Here is a 19,750-nt window from a genome sequence, read left to right on the forward strand (position 1 = left end):
GTTCAGCGCGTCAAGCGCGCTGAACGGGCGGCATGGACATGATGTGATAAAGGCGCCAGCCTTTCACATTGACGATCCATCCGGATCGGAAGGGCGGCCCTCGGGTCGCCCTTTCTTGTTTTTTATCAATGTCATTCACGCGTTATCGACCACCCGGCCAATCTGTCCGCAGAAAAATCCAGCCGGTTGTATTCCGGCGTCAAAAAACCGTTGAAGTCGAAAAAAAACGAACTATAACAGCGCCCCAAGTGAACGGAGATTCACGGAAGACTGGATTGCAGAGCAAGAGCAAGCAGCCGATCGCCGGGAGCTTACTCGAAATAGCTAGCGTTCCGGGACATCTTCGAGAATATACAAAAGAACAAAAGTATTTAATCGCAAATTGAGCCGACACTCCCCCTCGAATTCAGTTCGTTGGTGAGCTCTATTACCATCTATCGACCTTTTTACTTCAGAAAGCGCCCACATAACGTGGCGTGTTCTCTCGTATTGGTCATGTTAGGCCGTATTTGCACATTGGGACGTGTTTTCTGGGGCGCCAAGGGCGGGCTCCGGGAGCTCTGCTGAGGTAGACCGTGTTCAAAATCACGACAGCAAATTCCGTTCCCCTCGGCTCTCCGGGCCAGCCGCATATCGGCCTTCCGCATCACGAATTCCTGGAGCAGTTCTGCGCCTCGGAAGGATGGTCGGGCGATCTGTCGACAGGCTTGTTCCGATTGGGCGAAAAGGCCGCCGCCATCCATGGTCTGCGCGACGGCGAATGCGGCCTGCTCAATTTCGTCCGCTGCTACGATCCCGCTGACCGCAATCATGTGCTGGAACTCTTCGAGCAGGCAGCGACAAGCTGCTCGTCCTTCTGCTTCTCGACGACGATCGCACTCGAAGAATCCGGCCAGAAGCAGCCGCTGTTTTGCATCGGTGAATCGTCGGGCCTCGAACAGCGCTATTCGGGCACGATCCTCGGCGTCTTCTTCTTCCCACGCTTCATGGTGGACAGCGCAGGTCGCACCTTGCTGCGCCAATAACGCCAGCCCCGCCCCGCAGGTGCGCGCCGCAAAAGCGCGCCTCCAAAGTGAAACAGTTAGAGGCTTGTACCGGAGCCGCACGGGTCCGAGCGGGCCGGCACGCGGTCGCCATCAGGCGGCCGCGGCTTCATCCTCATCACCAGCAAACAGCAACGTGATCGGCGCCGGGCGACCGAGCAAGTAGCCCTGGGCCTCGTCGCAGCCTTCCGCCTGCAGGATATCGAGCTGCTTCTGCGTCTCGACGCCTTCGGCCAGAACCGGCACGGACAGGCTCTGCCCGAGCGCGAGGATCGCGCGGACGATCGCCTTGGCCTGCGGGCTGCCTTCCACTTCCCACATGAAGCTCTTGTCGAGCTTGATCTTGTCGAAGGGGAAGGAGCGCAGCGTTTCGAGCGAGGAGTATCCAGTGCCGAAATCGTCGATCGCGATGGTGACGCCGAGTTCCTTGATCTGGCGCAGGGTCAACAGCGCACGCTCCTTGTCATCGATGATCGTCGATTCCGTGATTTCCAGTTCCAACCGGTTCGGGTCGAGGCCGGTCTGGGTGAGCACGTCCCCAACCAGGCTGACGATATCGCCGTTGGCCAGCTGAACCGGTGACAGGTTGACGGCGATCTTGTGCTTGCTCTCCCAGCTCGCCGCCTCGCGGCAGGCCTCGCGCAGCACCCATTCGCCGATCGGCAGGATGGCGCCGCACTCCTCGGCAAGCGGGATGAATTCGCTGGGCGGAACCATGCCGCGCTCAGGATGGCTCCAGCGCAGAAGCACCTCGTAGCCGATGACTTCCCCGGACATCACCGATTTCTGCACCTGGTAATGAAGGGCAAGCTGCTGCTTCTCGACCGCGTCCCAGAGGTCGTTGGCAAGCGCGCGACGCTGGCGCGCCGCCTCGTCCATCGACACCTCGTAGAAGCAGACCGTCTGGTTGAGCGCGGCCTTTGCCCGGTACATCGCAAGGTCGGCATTGTTGATCAGGGTATCGGCGGTCTCCGCATCCTGCGGATAGATCGCGACACCCATGCTGCCGCCGGACTTCAGCTCGAAATCGCCGAAGCGCATTTCCTCGTGCAGGCTCTTTTCAATGCGGCGCAGGAAATCGTTGAGTTCGGAAAGCTCCTCGAAGCGCTTGACCGCTGCGAACTCGTCGCCGCCGAAGCGGGCCACGAATTCGCCGTCCTGGAGCAGGCCCTTCACGCGCTGGGCAATCGTCACCAGCACGAAATCGCCAGCGGCATGGCCGTGCAGATCGTTGACTTCCTTGAACTTGTTGAGGTCGATGCCAACGACGGCGACCTTGCGGTTGAACCAGGCGGCCGCATCGAGCTCTTCCTCGAGATAGCTGCTGAACTGCAGCCGGTTCGGCAGTCCGGTGAGGCTGTCGTGACGCGCAAGGAAGGTGATCTGCTCCTCGGTGTCGAGCCGCTCGGTGATGTCCTCATAGGTGCTGACCCAGCCGCCATCCGGCAGCGTGCGGTGCTTGGTGAGGATCGAGCGGCCATTGGCGAGCTTCTCGACGATATCGCCGCCGCCCTTGCCGACCATTTCGATGCGATGCTTCTGATAGAGTTCGTCGGCCTTGGCGCGTGCAATTTCGGGATCGGAGTACATGCGGGCAAAGACGGTGTCGAGGATCTGGCGGAAGGTGAGCCCCTTGCCGGCGAGCGTCTCGGAGAAGCCGAAGATCTCGCGGCAGCGCCGGTTCGACAAGAGCAGGCGGTCGCTGCTGTCGAACAGGCAGATGCCCTGCGACATGTTCTCAAGCGCGACGTCGAGATTGTTGCTGACCTCGGCGATGCGATCGGCATCGAGCTTCGCCTTGGTGATGTCCTTGACGATCTTGATGAACCCGGCGTGCTTGCCCTCCTCGTCGAGGAACGGATCGATCACCACATGCGCCCAGAAACGGGAACCGTCCTTGCGGTAGCGCCAGCCTTCGTTCTCGAACTTGCCATTGCCGAGCGCCACTTCGAGCGCCTTTTGCGGCACGCCGGCCTGCTGATCCTCTTTGGAATAGAAGCAGGCGAAATTCTTGCCGACGATCTCCTCGGCGGAATATCCCTTGTTCGCTTCGGCTCCGTCGTTCCAGCTGGCGACACGGCCGTCTACGTCGAGCATGTAGATGGCGTAGTCCTTGACGCTGCGTACGAAGCGGGCGAATTCCCGCTCGGCCGCAGCGGCGGAAAGCTCGGCATGGTGGGCAAAGCCGGCGGCGATCAGCACCATCGACAGCAGGAAGAAAGCGGTGCCGGCGATGACGAAGGCGAGCAGGTGCGGCTGGATCAGGCCTTCGCGGGCCGGCGCCAGCAGGTCAGCCTCGATCGTCACGGCGCCCATGGCGGTAAAATGCAGCGCGACGATGCCGAGCGTCATCAGCAGCGTCGCGAGGATCTTCGCCTTCAATGGCTTGCCGACGCGGGCGATCGTGCGAAGCGCGGCGACGTCGAAGAGGGAGCCGGCGACGATCGAGGTCACGACCAGGGCCGCGTCCCAACGAATGCTGCCGGGAACATCGAGTGCCGCCATGCCGAGAAAGTGCATGCAGGCGACGCCTCCACCGAGGACGACGCCGCCGGCAATCCAGCCCGGGCGATCCTGCACGTGGGTTGCGATCAACAAGGCCGTCGTGGTCAGGACGATCGCGACGGCCAGCGACAGGCCGGTCAGATCCATCTGGTAGCCGAGCACGACGCCCGGGTCGTAGGCGAGCATGGCGATGAAGTGGGTGGCCCAGATACCGAAGCCGCTGGCGATGCCGGCCGCCGTCGCCCAGATCGCCTTTGCCTTGCCCGACGAACCGCGGGCCCGTTGCAGAAGCGTCACGGCGCCATAGCTTGAAAGGAAGCAGATGAGCGCGGCCAGAACGACCAGCTTGGGATTATGCTCCACCACGAGGCATGTAAGAACCTTGAACATCGCCAATCGCCTAAATCAAAACCTGTCGGGAAAACGAGACTGCTCGCCTCCAGTTAAGCAGCATCTCTTGGCGTCAGGTGATTTAAGGAAATGATAAATCGAGGCGCTGCCCCGACTTTGCCCGGCAAGACAATAGTTTCGTCGTTAATGAATTTTGAAGGCGCGCCGCCTGCAGGTTGCAGGGGGCGCGAAGCACTGCCGAGCGTGGTCTTTGGACTAAGCCTGTGTCAGCAGCGCCTTAAGATCCGACTGCGGATCGGCGATCACGGCACGATCGGGATTGACGCCGGTTTCGAGCAGCTTCTTGCCGGTCACGTAGGCCTTGGCGTCATTGATCGCATCGACCGCAACCAGCCGCCCCTGTCGGAAGTACCAGACGGAGACGCTGCCTTCGCGCTGACCGGGCCTGATGATCGTTTCGTCGTGACCGAGGCCGAAGCCGGCGATCTGCAGCTTGACGTCGTACTGGTCCGACCAGAACCAGGGCTTCGGATCGTAAGGGTGTTCGCTGCCGGCAAGGATTGCTGCAACCGCCTCGGCCTGGTCGACCGCATTCTGCACCGATTCCAGCCGGATGCGCATGTCTTCCCACGGGAGAACGGCACAGTCGCCCATGGCGAAAATCGCCGGGTCCGCCGTTCGCCCGAAAGCATCGACGACGATGCCGTTTGCGGTTTCGAGGCCGGCGTCATGCGCCAGGCGATCGTTGGCGGTGACACCGATGCCGACGATAACGACATCGACCGGCAAGGTTGAGCCGTCCGAAAGTTCGGCTGCGACGACACGGCCGTTTTCGCCGACCAACCGATTGAGGCCGGTTCCTTCGCGGATGTCGACGCCACGCGCGAGGTGGATGTCGCGCACAAGGCCCGAGGTCGCCACGGAAGCGACGCGTTGCAGGATACGGTCTGCCATTTCGATGACCGTGACTTCGAGCCCGCAGGTGCGGGCAACGGCGGCTGCCTCAAGGCCGATATAGCCGCCGCCGACGACCAGCGCGCGGCGGCCAGGCTTCATCTCGTCGGCAAGGAGATCGGCATCCCTGAAGTCGCGCACGACGAACACGCCCTCGAGATCGCCACCGACCGCCGCCGGCAGCCGGCGCGGCGCAGCACCGGTGGCAAAGGCAAGCACTTCATATTCGAGCGACGTCCCGTCGCTCAGCGTCACGCGGTTGCCGGCGCGATCGAGGCGGGTGACCGTGGTCTCCAGGCGCACATCGACATTGTGCTCGCCGTACCAGGCTTCCGGTCGGTAGAGCAGCCGATCGAGGCTCATCTCGCGCAGCAGGTACTTCTTGGACAGTGGCGGGCGCTGATAGGGCAGGCTTGATTCGGAAGCGACGATCGTGATTGGCCGCTCGTCCTTCAGCGCACGCAGCTTCGCAACCAGAGCAAAGGCGGCCTGACCGCCACCAACAACAACAAGCCTTCCCGACACGCTATCCACCCGTTTCTTATCCGATTGTACAGCAAGGCCTAGCCTTGCGGCGGAGCTTCGTCAACTCAGGCACAGGTGTGGACGGATTGCTATTCCTTGCGCGGCACTTCCATGCCCCTTAGAGCCGCAGGGCGCGCCAGGCCGCGCTCGACCCAGGCCATCACGTTGGGGAAACTCTTGTAATCGAGCACCTCGGCGCCGCCATAGAACCGGCGGGCACCTTCAACCCAAGGGTAAGTGGCGATGTCGGCGATGGTGTAGTCGCCGCCCATCAGCCATTGCCGCCCCTCAAGGCGCGCTTCGAGCACACCGAGCAGGCGCTTTGCTTCATCCCGATAGCGCTCGACGGGATAGGAGTTGTTGGCGACCTTGTCGGCCGCAAACTTGAAGAAGTGACCGAACTGACCAAACATCGGGCCGACGCCGCCCATCTGGAACATGACCCAGGAGATGGTCTCATAGCGGCGCGCCGCATCGGCCGGCAGCAGCTTGCCGGTCTTTTCCGCCAGATAGATCAGGATGGCGCCGGATTCGAACAGGCCGATCGGCATGCCGTCCGGGCCGTTGGGATCGATGATCGCCGGGATGCGGCCGTTGGGATTGAGTGAAACGAATTCCGGCGACTTCTGCTCGTTCGCATCGAATGCGATCCGGTGAGGCTCGTAGGGGAGGCCCAGTTCTTCGAGTGCAATCGAGACCTTCACGCCGTTCGGCGTCGGCAGCGAATAGAGCTGGAGGATGTCGGGGTTTTTCGCGGGCCAGCGCTTGGTAATCGGAAAGGCGGAAAGATCAGCCATGAAGATCTCCTGGCAGGGGAATGGCGGTAACGGCAAAACAGCGTCTGCCAGCCTTACATAGGAACGGAGGGCGCGCCTTGTGAGGGCCCTCCCCTAGTTTTTTTGACCGCCCTCGGTACCATTGGATCTGTACCGCACGCAATGCCCTGCCCGCCCCGAGCGGGCGTCAAAGCGCGCTGCGAACCGCAGTGACAATCCGGGCCACAACCGGATCGCCGTCATGGGCCGGCTTGCGTGCCCGCACCAGGCAGGCTTCGGAACGCAGGATCACGCCATCGGTCAGGATCTTCAGGTGGTTCGCCTTCAGCGTCGAGCCGGTCGAGGTGATGTCGACAATGATATCGGCAGAGCCTGACGCCGGCGCGCCTTCGGTGGCGCCCAGGCTTTCGACGATGCGGTAGAGTTGGATGCCGTGGCTGCCCGAGAAATGGTTCTGTGTCAGCCGCCAGTACTTGGTGGCAATCGCCAGGCGACGACCGTGGCGGGCGCGGAAATCCGCGGCCACGTCGCCGAGATCGGCCATGGTGTCGACGTCGTACCAGATCTCCGGCACCGCGACGACAACATCGGCATGGCCGAAGCCGAGGCGGGCGCAGAACTCGACGCGGGCATCGGCATTGGCCAGCCCCTCGCGCACCAGATCCTCGCCGGTGACACCGAAATCGATCGAGCCGTGGCCGAGCTCGCGCGAAATTTCCGAGGCCGATAGGAAGGCGATTTCGACATCGTCGTTGCCTTCGACCCGACCGCGATAGGAGCGATCATTGCCGACGGCAACGATCTTCATGCCGGCGCGTTCAAAAATCGCCGAAGCGTCATCCTTCATCCGCCCCTTGGACGGCAGCGCGATGGTGATGGTCATTGGACGCCTCCCTCAGAGGCAATCGCCTTTTCGATACGGTCGAGCCAGAGCGAGAAGCCGACGGCCGGAATGTGCTCGCGGGCGCCAAGCAGCGTCAGCAACCGGTCAAAGCGACCACCGCCCGCCAGAACCGCATGCGAGCCGGCAACCTCGACCTCGAAGACGAGGCCGGTGTAATAGTCGAGCGGACGGCCGAAGGCGGCGCGATAGCGGATTGCGCCAATGTCGGCGCCAGCCTTCGAAAGGGCCGCGACACGGGCATCGAAGCGCGCCAGCGCCTCGTCGAGCTTGAGGCCGGATTTTTGCGCGAAGGCGAAAAGTGCTGCCGGGGCCTCGGCGAGCGGCACGTCGAGCGCCAGGAACTCGCCGACACGGTCGAGCGTCTTGCGATCGAGCCGCGTGTTGGCGAGCTCCATCTTTTCCTTGAGCCGCCGGGCGATGTCCTGCGGCGAGCGGCTGGCATTGGTGGAATAACCGGTCGCCTCCATCGTTTCGGCGACATGGGCGACCAGACGCTCTTCGTCCTCGAGCAGGCCATCCATCGACAGGCGCACCACTTCGGGGCCGAAGACACCGACCGTGCGCGGGTGCGCAAGCTCGGTCAAAAGCTTCTGAAGATGTTTCTGGTCGCCGAAGGCATGGATCAGCCGCTTCTGCCAGCCCGCCGGCAGGCCACAGGCGCCGACGACGGCTTCGAATACGGCCTGATCGCCGAGCGTCACGCTGAGCGCGCGCCCGGGCAGGCGATTGGCAACAACGCGCATGGCATCGCCGACGATGCGCGCATCGGCGGTTGCCGTGTCGGTATCGCCAAGATCCTCGATACCGGCCTGATAGAACTCGTTGCCACCCTCGCGGCGCTGGCGGAAGACCTCGCCCAAATAGGCATAGCGCTTCGGCGTGCCGGTCACCGCCTCGATGTGGCGCAGGCAGACGGGAATGGTGAATTCCGGCCGCAGGCAGAGGCTCTCGCCGGTCTCACTCTCGGTCATGAAGATGCGGCGGCGCAGATCCTCTCCAGCCATGGCGAGGAACGGCTCGGCCGGCTGGATCACCGGCGTGTCGACGCGCAGCGTACCGAGGCTTTCGAAGTCGGCCAACAGCGCGTCGGCAAATTCAGGCAGGTTGATGAGGGCCATGATCGTCAGCCCCTTGCCCGATCCTCGGCCTGCGCCGCGAGCATCTCACGCACCTTTTCGACCATCTCGGCCGTCGGTACAGAAACCTGGGCCACGCGCGCTTCGCGCCAGGCCACATTGTCCTCGATCTCGCCCGACAGGCGCTTGCCCTCGATCAGATCCTTGATCTGGACGAGGCCGGCGGCGCGCTCGTCACCGCCCTGGATGATGGCCAGCGGCGAGCCGCGACGGTCGGCATATTTCAGCTGGTCGCCGAAGTTCTTTTTGTTGCCCTGGTACATCTCCGCGCGGATGCCGGCATGGCGCAGCTGCTGCACGAAACGCTGGTAGTGGCCCATGCTTTCGATGTCGCGGTCCATGACGCAAACGACGACCGGGGCCAGAACCTCGGACGCGCCAAGCTTGCCGAGGTTCTTCAGCGCCGTCATCAGGCGGGAAACGCCGATCGAGAAGCCCGTTGCCGGCACCGGCTGGCCCATGAAGCGCGAGACGAGGCCGTCATAACGGCCACCGCCGCCAACCGAGCCGAAGACGACCTTTTCGCCCTTCTCGTTGGTGACGGCAAACTGCAGCTCGGCCTCGAAGACCGGGCCGGTGTAATATTCGAGACCGCGCACGACCGAGGGGTCGATCTTGATGCGGTCGGCCTCATAGCCAGCGCTGACCACCAGGCTGCGGATGGTGTTGAGTTCCTGGACGCCCTCGCCGCCCTTGGCGGTGCCGGAAACGAGCGCTGCCAGTTCGTCGGCACTTTCGGCGTAGTTCTGGATGCCGACGAAGAAGAGGACCTTGTCGATCTGCTCGGCATTGAGGCCAGCGCCCTTGGTGAAGTCGCCGCTTTCATCCTTGCGGCCTTCGCCGAGCAAGAGCCTAACGCCTTCGGGTCCGAACTTGTCGAGCTTGTCGATGGCACGCAGCACCGTCAGGCGTGCGTTTGCCTTGTCGTCGCCGCCAAGGCCGATCGCTTCCATGACGCCATCGAGCACCTTGCGGTTGTTGACGCGGATCACATAGTCGCCGCGCTTGATGCCGAGCGCTTCCATGGTGTCGGCCATCATCATGCACATTTCGGCATCCGCCTGGACACCGGCGGCACCGACGGTATCGGCGTCGAACTGCATGAACTGGCGGAAGCGGCCGGGGCCTGGCTTCTCGTTGCGGAAGACGTAACCGGCGCGATAGGTGCGGAACGGCAGCTGGATCTCGTTGAAGTTCTCGGCGACGTGGCGGGCGAGCGGCGCCGTCAGGTCGTAGCGTAGCGACATCCACTGGTCGTCGTCGTCCGTCAGCGAGAAGACGCCCTCATTCGGCCGGTCGCTGTCGGGCAGGAACTTGCCGAGCGCATCGGTGTATTCAAACAACGGCGTTTCGACCGGATCGAAACCATAACGCTCATAGACTTCGCGGATCTTGCCGATCATCTCGTCGGTGGCGCGAATGTCATCGGCAGAGCGATCGACGAAGCCGCGCGGCAGGCGCGCCTTCAGCTTCTGCGGTTTCTTCTGTTTCTCGGTCATGGGAGCATTCCGGACTGTCAGCGTGTTGGCTGCTTTCCCTATCGGATCAGTTAAGGTGCGGCAAGGGTTTGCGCGGAGCAAAGCGCGTGTCAGGTAGGCCGCAGCAGATCGTCCCAGCTGTGCACGACCGCTCCCTGGCGCACGACGGCCTCATCCTCCGGGATCAGTATGGAATGGGTATCGCTTCTGATGTGCCCGAGGATCTCCGTCTGAAAGGTGAAGCGCTTCAGTTGAACGAAGCCTGTGGGGATGCTGGTGAAGGACAGCGCCGCGCCGCCATAGAACTCGATGCTGGCGAGTTCCTGCTTCTTGAGGCTGGCGATGACGGATCGATCCTCGATGAAGTCGCCATAAAGGCCGATCAAATAGGCGCGGATACTGGTTCCGACCCGGCTGCGCATCTCGGGGCTTTCAACGAACTCCCTTTCGGAGCCGGCGAGATAGCGCACATCCTCCCCTTCCCAGAGATTGCGGCTGTCCTTTGCCGTCAAAATGGAGCGGATCAACGCCTTCTCGCTGTGCGCGTCGGCGCGACGCAGGAAATCGACGATCGCGCCGATTGCCCTGAGATCCGGAGTGCAGATGCCGCGCTCCCATCTCGAAACCGTCGGCAGGGAAAAACCGAGCTTCCATGCGAGATCGCTTTGCGTCAGTCCGACCTTGAGCCGATAGGCTTTCAGCTGCCGGATCAACTCCGTGGTCGGCGCGAGGTTAGAGGGCATCAAATTCAACCGTAAGACGCATAATTGTGCAAACTTCACTAAAAGTTGATCTAATGATCAATTGGCAACGTTCCGGTTGCGCCACTGATCGGTTATTCTCGCGGCCGGTGGAAGTTATTCTCGCCGGGCAGCCCCGGATGCAATGACAGCATCGGGCGAAACACTCCGAAGGTAAAGATGTCGCGTCGAACCATTCAGCCGGAATGGCCGTTTTGGTGGGATTGGCCTGGACAGGCGCAACGATAAGGAAGAGGCATCATGTTGAAATTCATGACTCCTGGTTGCGGCGCCGTTCGGCCCGGGCAGCTTGGCGCCTATGAAACCTGGATGCGCGACCTCAACACCGAAGACTATCTCGTCGAGGCTTGGCGTTGCGATCTCGCCAGCGGCGTCTTTCATCTCGGCAACCAGACGGCAATGCTGCTCGGCGCGCCGACCCATCGCTGCGGCATTGTCGATCTGATGCGCGCCTATGATCAAAGCGATCGCACGACCGTGCTGAACATCCTTGAGCAGGCGACGGCTTCCCCTTCGTCCTTCTGCTTCAAGACGAAGATTTCGCGGCCCGCCGGCGAAATATCGCAGCTGTTTTGCGTCGGCCGGTCGCTGCTCGATGCGCCGGACGGAAGTGGCGCGCTGCAAGGCATTTTCGCCTTCCCGCGCGAACGCGTCATCCTGTGCGCCTGACGGTCGCTTGAAACTTCCGAAAACGGCGACAAGTTGAACGTGCCCCGCACGGGCGCGACCATAGCTCGCGGTCGAAGGCCGCGACAGAAAGGAAACACCATGTCATTGACGACGCTGGCGGCGGCTTTCACACTCGCCGCCTGTCTTGCCCTTCCCGCCCTCGCCGAAGGCACGGGGCATGGCAGCATGCACCATGGCTCGCCGGGAGCGGCAAACCCCGCAGGCGACAACTCGCCCTCCAGCAAGGCCTTTGCCAAGGCCAATGCGCGCATGCACGAAGGCATGGACATTCGTTTCACCGGCAATGCTGACGTCGACTTCGTCCGCGGCATGATCGCCCATCACCAGGGCGCCATCGACATGGCGAAGATCGAACTCGAGCATGGCAAGGATGAAACCATCCGCAAGCTTGCGGACGACATCATCAGGGCGCAGGAGGCCGAGATCAAGATGATGAGGGAATGGCTCGCCAGGAACGGCGGCTGACCGGCAACGCCCCCTGATCTGTCCCCGGCGGAATGGGGCAAGCCCGCTCCGGTCAGGCCACCTTGACGACTGGCCGTGTGAGCCTGCCGCGCATCTCCTCGACGAGGACGCGGCAATGGCAGCCCTCGATGTGATCGTTGACCAGGCCCATGGCCTGCATGAAGGCGTAGATCGTCGTCGGACCTACGAAGGTCCATCCCCGCTTCTTCAGGTCCTTGGAAATGCGGGTCGAGGTGGGTGTCGTCGGATTGGCGACGATTGCCTCGTAGGTCACGCGGGTCGGGCGCTCCGCGGCTCCAGGTTCGTATGACCAGAAGTAGCTTGCGAGTGAACCGAACTCCTGCCTCAGTTCCTTGGCGCGTCGTGCATTGTTGATCGTCGAGACGATCTTGCCGCGATGGCGCACGATGCCGGTGTCGGCGAGGCAGCGGTCGACATCGGCTTCGCCGAACTCGGCGACCTGATCGAAATCGAAGCCGGCGAAGGCGGCGCGAAAGGCCTCTCGCTTGCGCAGGATCGTGAGCCAGGACAGGCCGGACTGGAATCCTTCGAGACAGATCTTTTCGAACAGCCGGCGATCGTCGGTGACAGGCCGCCCCCATTCCTCGTCATGATAGCGACGATAGTCGTCGAGATTGCCCTGCCAGGCGCAGCGCAGAAGCCCGTCGTCGCCCGCAACTATGCCCTTTTCCGTCATCGCTTTTCTTGCTCCATCCCGTTCATTTCCTTGGCTTTACCATTTGCAAACCAGATTCCTAAAGCGGCGGATAACCCTACCCAAAGCTTTATCGGCGCCTTCGCCTTTTAATGAAGCGCTGTTTACCATTCCGTGGCCCCCCGGTGACACGATCGCGCCATTGCCAGGGCGCGTGCTTCCCGAACGAACGTCCGGTTCTTCGGGCGCCTGCGCCTGATTGATAAATTTCGGCGAAAGGTAGCGAGTCCGTCCGATGTTGAAAAAATCCCTTCTTGTAGCCGCCTCTCTCCTGAGCCTCGTCGCCGCCCCGGCCGGGGCGCAGGACCGGTATCAGAACCGCCCCCCCGTCGTCGTCAGCCCCGACCTCACCGCCCCCTGGGTGATGCAGCTTGGCGGACAGCAGACGCGAACGCGGCCGGTGATCTACCGGCAGCAGATTCCGGGTGCCACCCGAAAACAGTACTACCAGCAGGGACAGGTTGCCCGGCCACAGGTCAAGCGCCGCGTGGTCAATCCGCTGATCCAGCCGGCCAACGCGATGCGCGCCCAGCGCCCGGTGAAGTCGAAGTTCGACCCACAGTTCCTGCCGCAGACGGTTGCCTATGAAAGCAAGGAAAGACCGGGCACGATCATCATCGATACCAACAACCGCTTCCTCTACCTGGTGACCGGCAATGGTGAGGCGCGCCGCTACGGCGTCGGGGTCGGCAAGCCCGGCTTTGAATGGGCGGGCGCCCACAAGATCACCCGCAAGGCCGAGTGGCCGAGCTGGACGCCGCCGCAGGAGATGATCAGCCGCGAAGCCGCCAAGGGCCACTACCTGCCGGCGCGCATGGACGGCGGTCCGGAGAACCCGCTTGGTGCCCGTGCCATGTATCTTGGCTCGACGCTCTACCGTATCCACGGCACCAACGCGCCCTGGACGATCGGCTATGCCGTCTCGTCCGGCTGCATCCGCATGCGTAACGAGGATGTCGTCGACCTTTATGAGCGCGTGAACATCGGCACGAAGGTTATCGTCATATAGCTGGAGCATAGCATAGAATATTTCTCCCCCCTCGCACGTGTTGCTATTGCCTATGCGTGATTTTCAGGCAACAGCAGCGTCAACAGATACAAGTTCGGCGGTCCGCCGGCTTTGTCACAGGCTTGAACTTCGCCACATTTTGCATAGCCTGCCTGCAACGAGGGTTCAGAGGGAATCGTATATGAAGCGTTATGCCAGCAAAGCGGTCGCGATCGCCATCGCGACCAGCACAATTCTTGCCGCCGCCAGCGCCTCGGCTTTCACGCCGACGCCGGCCACAGGTCCCAAGGTCAAGTCATCCGACGTTGTACTCGTGGCCACGCCGAAAAGGCCGGCAAAACAATACTGGCGCACCAAGGTCCGTTTCCGCACCGATGAAGCCCCTGGCACGATCATCGTCGATACCAACAACAAGTTTCTCTACTACATCGATGGGCCGAACCGCGCGACGCGCTACGGCATCGGCGTCGGCCGCGACGGGTTCGGCTGGTCGGGTGTCGTGAAGGTCGGCCGCAAGGCCGAATGGCCGACCTGGACGCCGCCGCAGGAGATGCGCGTCCGTGAGGCGGCCAAGGGCCGGATCCTGCCGATCACCCAGGAAGGTGGCATCGACAACCCGCTCGGCGCCCGCGCGATGTATCTCTACAAGGGCGGCCGCGACACGATCTTCCGCATTCACGGCACCAACCAGCCGTGGACGATCGGCCAGAACATGTCTTCCGGCTGCATCCGCATGATGAACGAGGACGTGGAACACCTCTATGACCGCGCCGATATCGGCACCAAGGTCATCGTCATCGGCCCCGGCAGCAAGCCAGGCGACACCTATTTCGACGATCGCGGCGTCGACATCTTCCGCCAGATTTTCGGCGGCTGATCGCTCCAGGATCGCACACTGACACAGGCCGGCTTCACGCATAAGCGGAGCCGGCCTTTTCTTTGCGCCTCACAGACCCTGGGGCTTCGCACCGCCATAGGCCCAGTCGAGGAGTTCGACCGTATGCAGGATCGGCACCTTCGTGCCGCTGGCGATCTGCGTGATGCAGCCGATGTTGCCGGTGGCGATCGCATCCGGCCTCGTTGCTTCGATGTTCTTGACCTTGCGCGCCTTCAGCTTCGCCGAGATCTCCGGCTGGAGGATGTTGTAGGTGCCGGCCGACCCGCAACACAGGTGCCCCTCGGCCGGATCGCGAACGACGAAGCCGGCGCGCTTGAGGAGCTGCTTCGGCACCGTCGTGATCTTCTGGCCGTGCTGCATCGAACAGGCGGAATGGTAGGCAAGCGTCATGCCGCGCGATTCCCGTTCAGGCAGGTCGAGGGTGGCGAGATACTCCGTAATGTCTTTCGCCAGCGCCGACACGCGCGCCGCCTTTTCCGCATAGGCGGGATCGAGCCGCAGCATGTGGCCGTAGTCCTTGATCGTCGTGCCGCAACCCGATGCGGTGATGACGATGGCGTCGAGCCCGCCCTCGCCTGCGACCTTGAGCCAGGCATCGACGTTGCGGCGTGCCGCCTCGAGCGCCTGGTTTTCGCGCCCCATGTGGTGCACCAGCGCCCCGCAACAGCCTTCGCCGGCTGAGACCACCACCTCCACTCCCAGACGCGTCAGGAGCCTTATCGTCGCTTCGTTGATTTCCGGCCTCAGCACCGGCTGGGCGCAGCCGGAGAGCAGCGCCACGCGGCCGACGCGCTTGTCCTTGGCCGCATGGACACCGGGCATGGCGGAGGCCGAGGGCTGAGGGACAGTTTTCGGCGCCAGATCGAGCATCACGCCGAAGGTCTTCAACAAGGGCATGCTCTTCATCAGCCCCGCAAACGGGCGGGCAAGGCCGGCCGCCTTCAGCGACAGGCGAAAGCGGGACGGGTAAGGCAGCACCGCCGCAAGCACGGCACGCACCAACCGGTCTTTGAACGGGCGCCGGTAGGTGTTCTCGATATGGGTGCGTGCGTGGTCAACGAGATGCATGTAGTCGACGCCGGAGGGACAGGTGGTGGTGCAGGCGAGACAGGACAGACAGCGGTCGATGTGGGTGACGGTTTCCTTGTCCGCCGCGCGGCCGTTCTCCAACATGTCCTTGATGAGATAGATGCGCCCGCGCGGGCTGTCGAGTTCGTCGCCGAGCGTGACATAGGTCGGACAGGTCGCGGTGCAAAAGCCGCAATGCACGCATTTGCGCAGGATGGCTTCGGATTCAGCCACCTGCGGGTCGGCAAGCTGTGCGGGGGTAAAATTGGTCTGCAAACGCGAACTCCAGTCTCCGGATCGAAGCAACCAAGCGCCAGGGAGCGCGCAGCGGTTGCCGTAACTTTCTGATTTTAGCATCCGTCGACCGATACCGGCCTGCGGCTACGCTCTGCGTCCTATACCATCCAGCTTTCCGGGTTGGTGATCGGCTCCTGTCGGGCGGCTCGTTGCAGGCCGACAACGCAGCGCACGACGATCCAGACGGCGGTGGCAATGAAGCCAAGGATGCCGATCAACAGCACCGTCAAAAGCATGGAGATCACGCCGAACAACAGTGCGATCCAGAAGGTCCTGATCGCCCAGATATAGTGGGTCTGGACCCAGGGCGGGCCCTTACCACGGTTGAGATAGGCGATCACGACGCCGATGAGCGCAGTGATCCCCACCGCGAAGCCCACGAGATAGAGAACATAAATCACCTGGACATTGATCTTGCCCGGTTCCAGCCAACGATCGGTCTCCCGGGAAAACGGCGTCTGCGGACCATTGTCGCTCATCAGTACCTCCCTTGTTCCAGCAGCGTCGCGCCTCAGGAGACCGCGGCCATGCGGCCGGGATTGAAAATCCGGTGCGGATCGAACTTGGCGCGCACGCGCTCGCTCAATAGTGCCACAGGCTGAGGTTGTGGTTCAAACGCCGGAATGGCTGCGCGATAGGCTTCTTCGGCCCGAACCAGCGCGGCGTGACCGCCGCCGAGAACCTTGACATACCTGCGAAGCAGCTCAGCGTCCGGATCGGCTTCCATGCGCAGCCAGACGAGACCGCCCTGCCAGTCATAGAAGGCGTCGACACCGGTTTGCAGCCGCAGCGCCGCCACCAGCTGATGGCCGAGCGACGGTGCGACGGAGACGCGCCAAAGTGGCCGCTTCGTGCCGTCGGCATAGGGTATGACGTTGCGGATTTCCGTCCAGAGTTTTGATGTCTTGATCGCATCAAGACGCGCCACCGCACCGAAACGCACAAGCGCTTTTTCGAGCTTGTCGGCGCGAAGGTCAACGGAGGCCTCCAGCCCCTCAAGCCGCAGCACGGTCGCGGCACCTTCCGGGAGCCCGCCATCGAGAAATCGCCCGCGCACGCTCTCCGGCAAATGCGCGGCGCCGGAGACTTCGGTTGTTTGCGCCATCGCCTCGGCCATGACCGCTGCCGCCTCGGCATCATTGAGGCCGGAGACGACAACGGTTTGCGCAGCTGGCGGCAATGGCAGGACGCGGAAGGTGACTTCGGTCAGAATGCCGAGCGTGCCATAAGACCCGGCGAGCAGCTTTACCAGATCGAGGCCGGTGACATTCTTCATCACCCGGCCGCCGGCCTTGATCGCCTCGCCATGCCCGTTGACGAAGCGGATGCCGAGAAGACTGTCACGGGCGGCGCCGGCGACGTATCGCCGCGGGCCGGAGACGTTGGCGGCAAAAACCCCGCCAATCGTCGGCTCCCCCGACGAGGCGAACAGCGCTCGATGATCCATCGGTTCGAAGGAAAGCATCTGCCGGTTTTCGGCAAGCGCATTCTCGATCTCGCGCATCGGCGTGCCCGCCAGTGCCGTGACCGTCATTTCGGCCGGATTGTAGCTGACGATGCCGGAAAGGCGGCGGGTCGACAGCACCCGGTCAGCCCGCACCGGATTGCCGAGGCCCGAACGGGTGTTGCCGCCGATCACCGCCAGCGACGCCTTGTCGGCGGCCATCGCCCGAACGACGGTCGCAATCCCCTCCTCGCTTGCCGGTTCGAAATGCACGATCATGCGGCCGGCCGCCCTTCGAGCGGGAAGACTTTCGATGGGTTGAGGATCCATTGCGGGTCGAAGGCGGCGCGCGCCGCCATCTGCTGGTCGAGATCCGCCCGGTTGTACTGGTGCAGCATCAGGTCCCGCTTCTCGATGCCGACGCCGTGTTCGCCCGTCAGGCAACCGCCGGCATCGACGCAGAGCTTGAGGATGTCGTTGCCGGCGGCTTCGGCGCGCGCCGCATCCTCTTCATCGTTGATGTTGTAGAGGATCAGCGGATGCATGTTGCCGTCGCCGGCATGGAAGACGTTGGCAACGCGCAGGCCGTAGCTCGCGACGATTTCGCCAGTGCGGGCAAGCACGTGCGAGAGCTGGCTGAGCGGCACGGTGCCGTCCATGCAGATGTAGTCGGCGATCCGACCGGTGGCGCCGAAGGCGGACTTGCGGCCCTTCCAGATCGCTGCCGCTTCCATCGCGGTCTGGCATTCCTTGATCGTCGCCACCCCATGACGGCGTGCGACCGCGACGATGCTGGCAAGCATCGCATCCATTTCCGGCTCGGAGCCCTCGACCTCGACGATCAGCAGCGCCTCGACGTCGAGCGGATAACCGGCATGGGCGAAGGCCTCGCAGATCTCGATCGCCGGCTTGTCCATGAACTCGATCGCCACGGGGATGATGCCGGAGCCGATGACATCGGCGACACAGGCGCCGGCCGCTTCAGACGAGGCAAAGCCGAAGAGCACAGGGCGAGCGCCCTCGGGCTTGGCAATCAACCGCACCGTCGCCTCGGTGACGATGCCGAGCTGGCCTTCCGAACCGCAGACGAGGCCGAGCAGGTCGTAACCGGCTGCATCCAGCGCCTTGCCGCCGAGTTCGATGACCGTGCCGTCGTAGAGCACCATTTTCACGCCAAGCAGGTTGTTGGTGGTGACCCCGTATTTCAGGCAGTGGGCGCCGCCGGAATTCATGCCGATATTGCCGCCGATCGTGCAGGCAAGCTGCGAGCTCGGGTCGGGCGCGTAGAAGAACCCGTCGGCCGAAACCGCCTCGGAAATATTGAGATTGGTGACACCGGCCTGAACGATTGCCGTGCGGTTGAAGAGGTCGATGTCGAGAATGCGCGACATCTTCGACAGGCCGATGACGACCGCATCCTCCTGCGGGATGGCGCCGCCCGAAAGCGATGTGCCGGCGCCGCGCGGCACCACCGGAACGCCGTAGCGGCTGCAATATTTGAGCAGGGCCGACACCTGTTCGGTCGTCTCCGGCAGGGCGACGGCGAGCGGCATGCGACGATAGGCGATGAAGGCGTCGGTCTCGAACGGCTTCAGCCCGCGCTCGTCGCTGATCAGACAGCCCGCGGGCAAGAGATCGGCGAGATCAGCAACGATCTCGCGGCGCCGAGCGATAACCGACTGTTTCGGCTGTAGAAACCCGATCGTCTCCGCCATCAGGCCCTCCCGTCGCAGGTCAATTGGTTCATTTTCTTTACCACTAGGACGAAGGCCTCGCAAATGCTATTGAGCTTTTCCGTTTTGGAAACAATGGCAACGATTGATGACGAATTTAGGCGATCTTGAGATTTTTGCACGGGTCGTTTCCACAGGCAGCATGTCGGCTGCCGGCCGCGTGCTCGGCTTCTCGCCCGCCGTGATCTCGAAGCGGATCAAGCGGCTGGAAGACCGTCTTGGCACACGGCTTTTGCAGCGCACAACGCGGCAGATCTCGCTGACCGAAGCCGGCCAGGGCTTTTACGATCGGGTGCTTGGCATCCTTACCGGCATCGAAGAGGCAGAGGCCTACGCCTCCGGCCGCTCGTCGCACGCGCTTGGTGTGCTCCGGATCTCGGCACCCACCTCCTTCGGCCGGATGCACATCGCGCCGCACCTGACGAAGTTCATGAAGGACCATCCGGACCTCAAGCTGCATATCGTGCTCACCGACGATTTCACAGACATCGTCGCCGAGGGCTTCGACATGGCCGTCCGCATCGGCGAACTGGTGGACTCGTCGCTGGTAGCACGCAAGCTTGCGCCCGTCCGCCGCCTGCTTTGCGCCTCGCCGGAATACATCGCCCGAAACGGCGCGCCGAAGGAGATCGGCGATCTCGCCGACCATCTCTGCCTGCCCGCCCACAACAACGACAACTGGAAGCTCGAGGGGCCGGAGGGCGCGCTGGTCTGGCACCCGGAAGGACCACTCGTTACCAACTCCTCCGAGATCGTGCGCGCCGCCGTCATCGCCGGCGCCGGCATTGCGCTACGCTCCACCTGGGACATCGGCCCGGAACTGCGCAGCGGCCAATTGGTGCAGGTGCTGCCGCAATGGGAAGGCTCCAAGCAGCTGACGCTTTCGGCCGTCTATCCGAGCCGCCAGTTCCTGCCGGCCAAGGTGCGGCTCTTCATCGACTATCTGGCAGAACTCTACGGCCCAATCCCCTATTGGGAGCAATAGGAGATCCGGATCC

18 protein-coding genes are annotated in these 19,750 nt (G+C 62.9%); 6 read left to right on the top strand and 12 right to left on the bottom strand.

From position 1 onward, the window contains the following. Positions 1 to 575: 575 nt before the first annotated feature. Positions 576 to 1,025, top strand: coding sequence for a hypothetical protein (locus tag MKZ91_RS07225; RefSeq protein WP_336169513.1), 450 nt, complete (start codon positions 576 to 578; stop codon positions 1,023 to 1,025). A 111-nt stretch (positions 1,026 to 1,136) separates the two neighbouring features. Here MKZ91_RS07225 and MKZ91_RS07230 read toward each other — a convergent pair whose 3' ends face one another. From MKZ91_RS07230 to MKZ91_RS07260, 7 genes are all read right to left on the bottom strand, one after another. After that, a complete protein-coding gene (locus MKZ91_RS07230) occupies positions 1,137 to 3,938 on the bottom strand; it encodes a bifunctional diguanylate cyclase/phosphodiesterase (RefSeq protein ID WP_336169514.1) in 2,802 nt (933 codons plus the stop codon). A gap of 216 nt (positions 3,939 to 4,154) precedes the next feature. After that, positions 4,155 to 5,378, bottom strand: a complete 1,224-nt coding sequence (locus MKZ91_RS07235) for an NAD(P)/FAD-dependent oxidoreductase (protein ID WP_336169516.1) — start codon at positions 5,376 to 5,378, stop codon at positions 4,155 to 4,157. Positions 5,379 to 5,467: 89 nt separating this feature from the next. Further along, complete coding sequence (locus tag MKZ91_RS07240) at positions 5,468 to 6,175, bottom strand: glutathione binding-like protein (RefSeq protein ID WP_336169518.1); 708 nt, start codon at positions 6,173 to 6,175, stop codon at positions 5,468 to 5,470. Between the two features lie 166 nt (positions 6,176 to 6,341). Next, entirely contained in the window at positions 6,342 to 7,037 is a 696-nt protein-coding gene (gene hisG, locus MKZ91_RS07245; protein ID WP_336169520.1) for an ATP phosphoribosyltransferase, read from the bottom strand. Further along, a complete protein-coding gene (locus tag MKZ91_RS07250; RefSeq protein ID WP_336169522.1) occupies positions 7,034 to 8,176 on the bottom strand; it encodes an ATP phosphoribosyltransferase regulatory subunit in 1,143 nt (380 codons plus the stop codon). The genes hisG and MKZ91_RS07250 overlap by 4 nt, the downstream gene beginning before the upstream one ends. A gap of 5 nt (positions 8,177 to 8,181) precedes the next feature. After that, on the bottom strand, positions 8,182 to 9,693 hold the full coding sequence (gene hisS / locus MKZ91_RS07255; RefSeq protein ID WP_336169524.1) for a histidine--tRNA ligase: 1,512 nt from the start codon (positions 9,691 to 9,693) through the stop codon (positions 8,182 to 8,184). A gap of 89 nt (positions 9,694 to 9,782) precedes the next feature. Then, positions 9,783 to 10,415 (bottom strand): helix-turn-helix transcriptional regulator, encoded by a 633-nt coding sequence (locus MKZ91_RS07260; protein WP_336169527.1) that lies wholly within the window; start codon positions 10,413 to 10,415, stop codon positions 9,783 to 9,785. A gap of 258 nt (positions 10,416 to 10,673) precedes the next feature. Here MKZ91_RS07260 and MKZ91_RS07265 point away from each other — a divergent pair, with 258 nt between their 5' ends. Both MKZ91_RS07265 and copM read left to right on the top strand, forming a co-directional pair. Continuing rightward, entirely contained in the window at positions 10,674 to 11,102 is a 429-nt protein-coding gene (locus tag MKZ91_RS07265; protein WP_336169528.1) for a hypothetical protein, read from the top strand. Positions 11,103 to 11,201: 99 nt separating this feature from the next. Then, positions 11,202 to 11,588: a CopM family metallochaperone gene (gene copM, locus MKZ91_RS07270; protein ID WP_336169530.1), complete on the top strand. Its 387-nt coding sequence runs from the start codon at positions 11,202 to 11,204 to the stop codon at positions 11,586 to 11,588. 52 nt (positions 11,589 to 11,640) lie between these two features. Here copM and MKZ91_RS07275 read toward each other — a convergent pair whose 3' ends face one another. Continuing rightward, on the bottom strand, positions 11,641 to 12,285 hold the full coding sequence (locus tag MKZ91_RS07275) for a DNA-3-methyladenine glycosylase I (protein WP_336169532.1): 645 nt from the start codon (positions 12,283 to 12,285) through the stop codon (positions 11,641 to 11,643). Between the two features lie 253 nt (positions 12,286 to 12,538). Between MKZ91_RS07275 and MKZ91_RS07280 the strand changes: the two genes are divergently transcribed. Next, a complete protein-coding gene (locus MKZ91_RS07280; RefSeq protein ID WP_336169534.1) occupies positions 12,539 to 13,312 on the top strand; it encodes a L,D-transpeptidase in 774 nt (257 codons plus the stop codon). 181 nt (positions 13,313 to 13,493) lie between these two features. Further along, the gene (locus tag MKZ91_RS07285) at positions 13,494 to 14,189 is read left to right on the top strand and encodes a L,D-transpeptidase (RefSeq protein ID WP_336169536.1); all 696 of its coding nucleotides are present in this window, start codon (positions 13,494 to 13,496) and stop codon (positions 14,187 to 14,189) included. A 69-nt stretch (positions 14,190 to 14,258) separates the two neighbouring features. Here the strand turns inward: MKZ91_RS07285 and glcF are convergent, their stop codons facing one another. The 4 genes from glcF to MKZ91_RS07305 form a co-directional block, all read right to left on the bottom strand. After that, complete coding sequence (gene glcF / locus MKZ91_RS07290; RefSeq protein ID WP_336169538.1) at positions 14,259 to 15,554, bottom strand: glycolate oxidase subunit GlcF; 1,296 nt, start codon at positions 15,552 to 15,554, stop codon at positions 14,259 to 14,261. Positions 15,555 to 15,673: 119 nt separating this feature from the next. Then, positions 15,674 to 16,054: a DUF4870 family protein gene (locus MKZ91_RS07295; protein WP_336169540.1), complete on the bottom strand. Its 381-nt coding sequence runs from the start codon at positions 16,052 to 16,054 to the stop codon at positions 15,674 to 15,676. Positions 16,055 to 16,086: 32 nt separating this feature from the next. Further along, positions 16,087 to 17,298, bottom strand: coding sequence for a glycolate oxidase subunit GlcE (gene glcE / locus MKZ91_RS07300; RefSeq protein WP_336169542.1), 1,212 nt, complete (start codon positions 17,296 to 17,298; stop codon positions 16,087 to 16,089). Continuing rightward, entirely contained in the window at positions 17,295 to 18,734 is a 1,440-nt protein-coding gene (locus MKZ91_RS07305; protein ID WP_336169544.1) for an FAD-binding oxidoreductase, read from the bottom strand. Before MKZ91_RS07305 ends, glcE begins: the two co-directional genes overlap by 4 nt. Positions 18,735 to 18,840: 106 nt before the next feature. On the opposite strand from MKZ91_RS07305, the gene MKZ91_RS07310 reads away from it, so the two are divergent. Continuing rightward, positions 18,841 to 19,737 carry a LysR family transcriptional regulator gene (locus MKZ91_RS07310; RefSeq protein WP_336169546.1) on the top strand — a complete coding sequence of 299 codons (897 nt, stop codon included), beginning with the start codon at positions 18,841 to 18,843 and terminating at the stop codon, positions 19,735 to 19,737. Positions 19,738 to 19,750 lie beyond the last annotated feature (13 nt).

This window comes from Ensifer sp. MJa1 (genome assembly GCF_037026475.1).
Taxonomy (GTDB): Bacteria; Pseudomonadota; Alphaproteobacteria; order Rhizobiales; family Rhizobiaceae; genus Ensifer.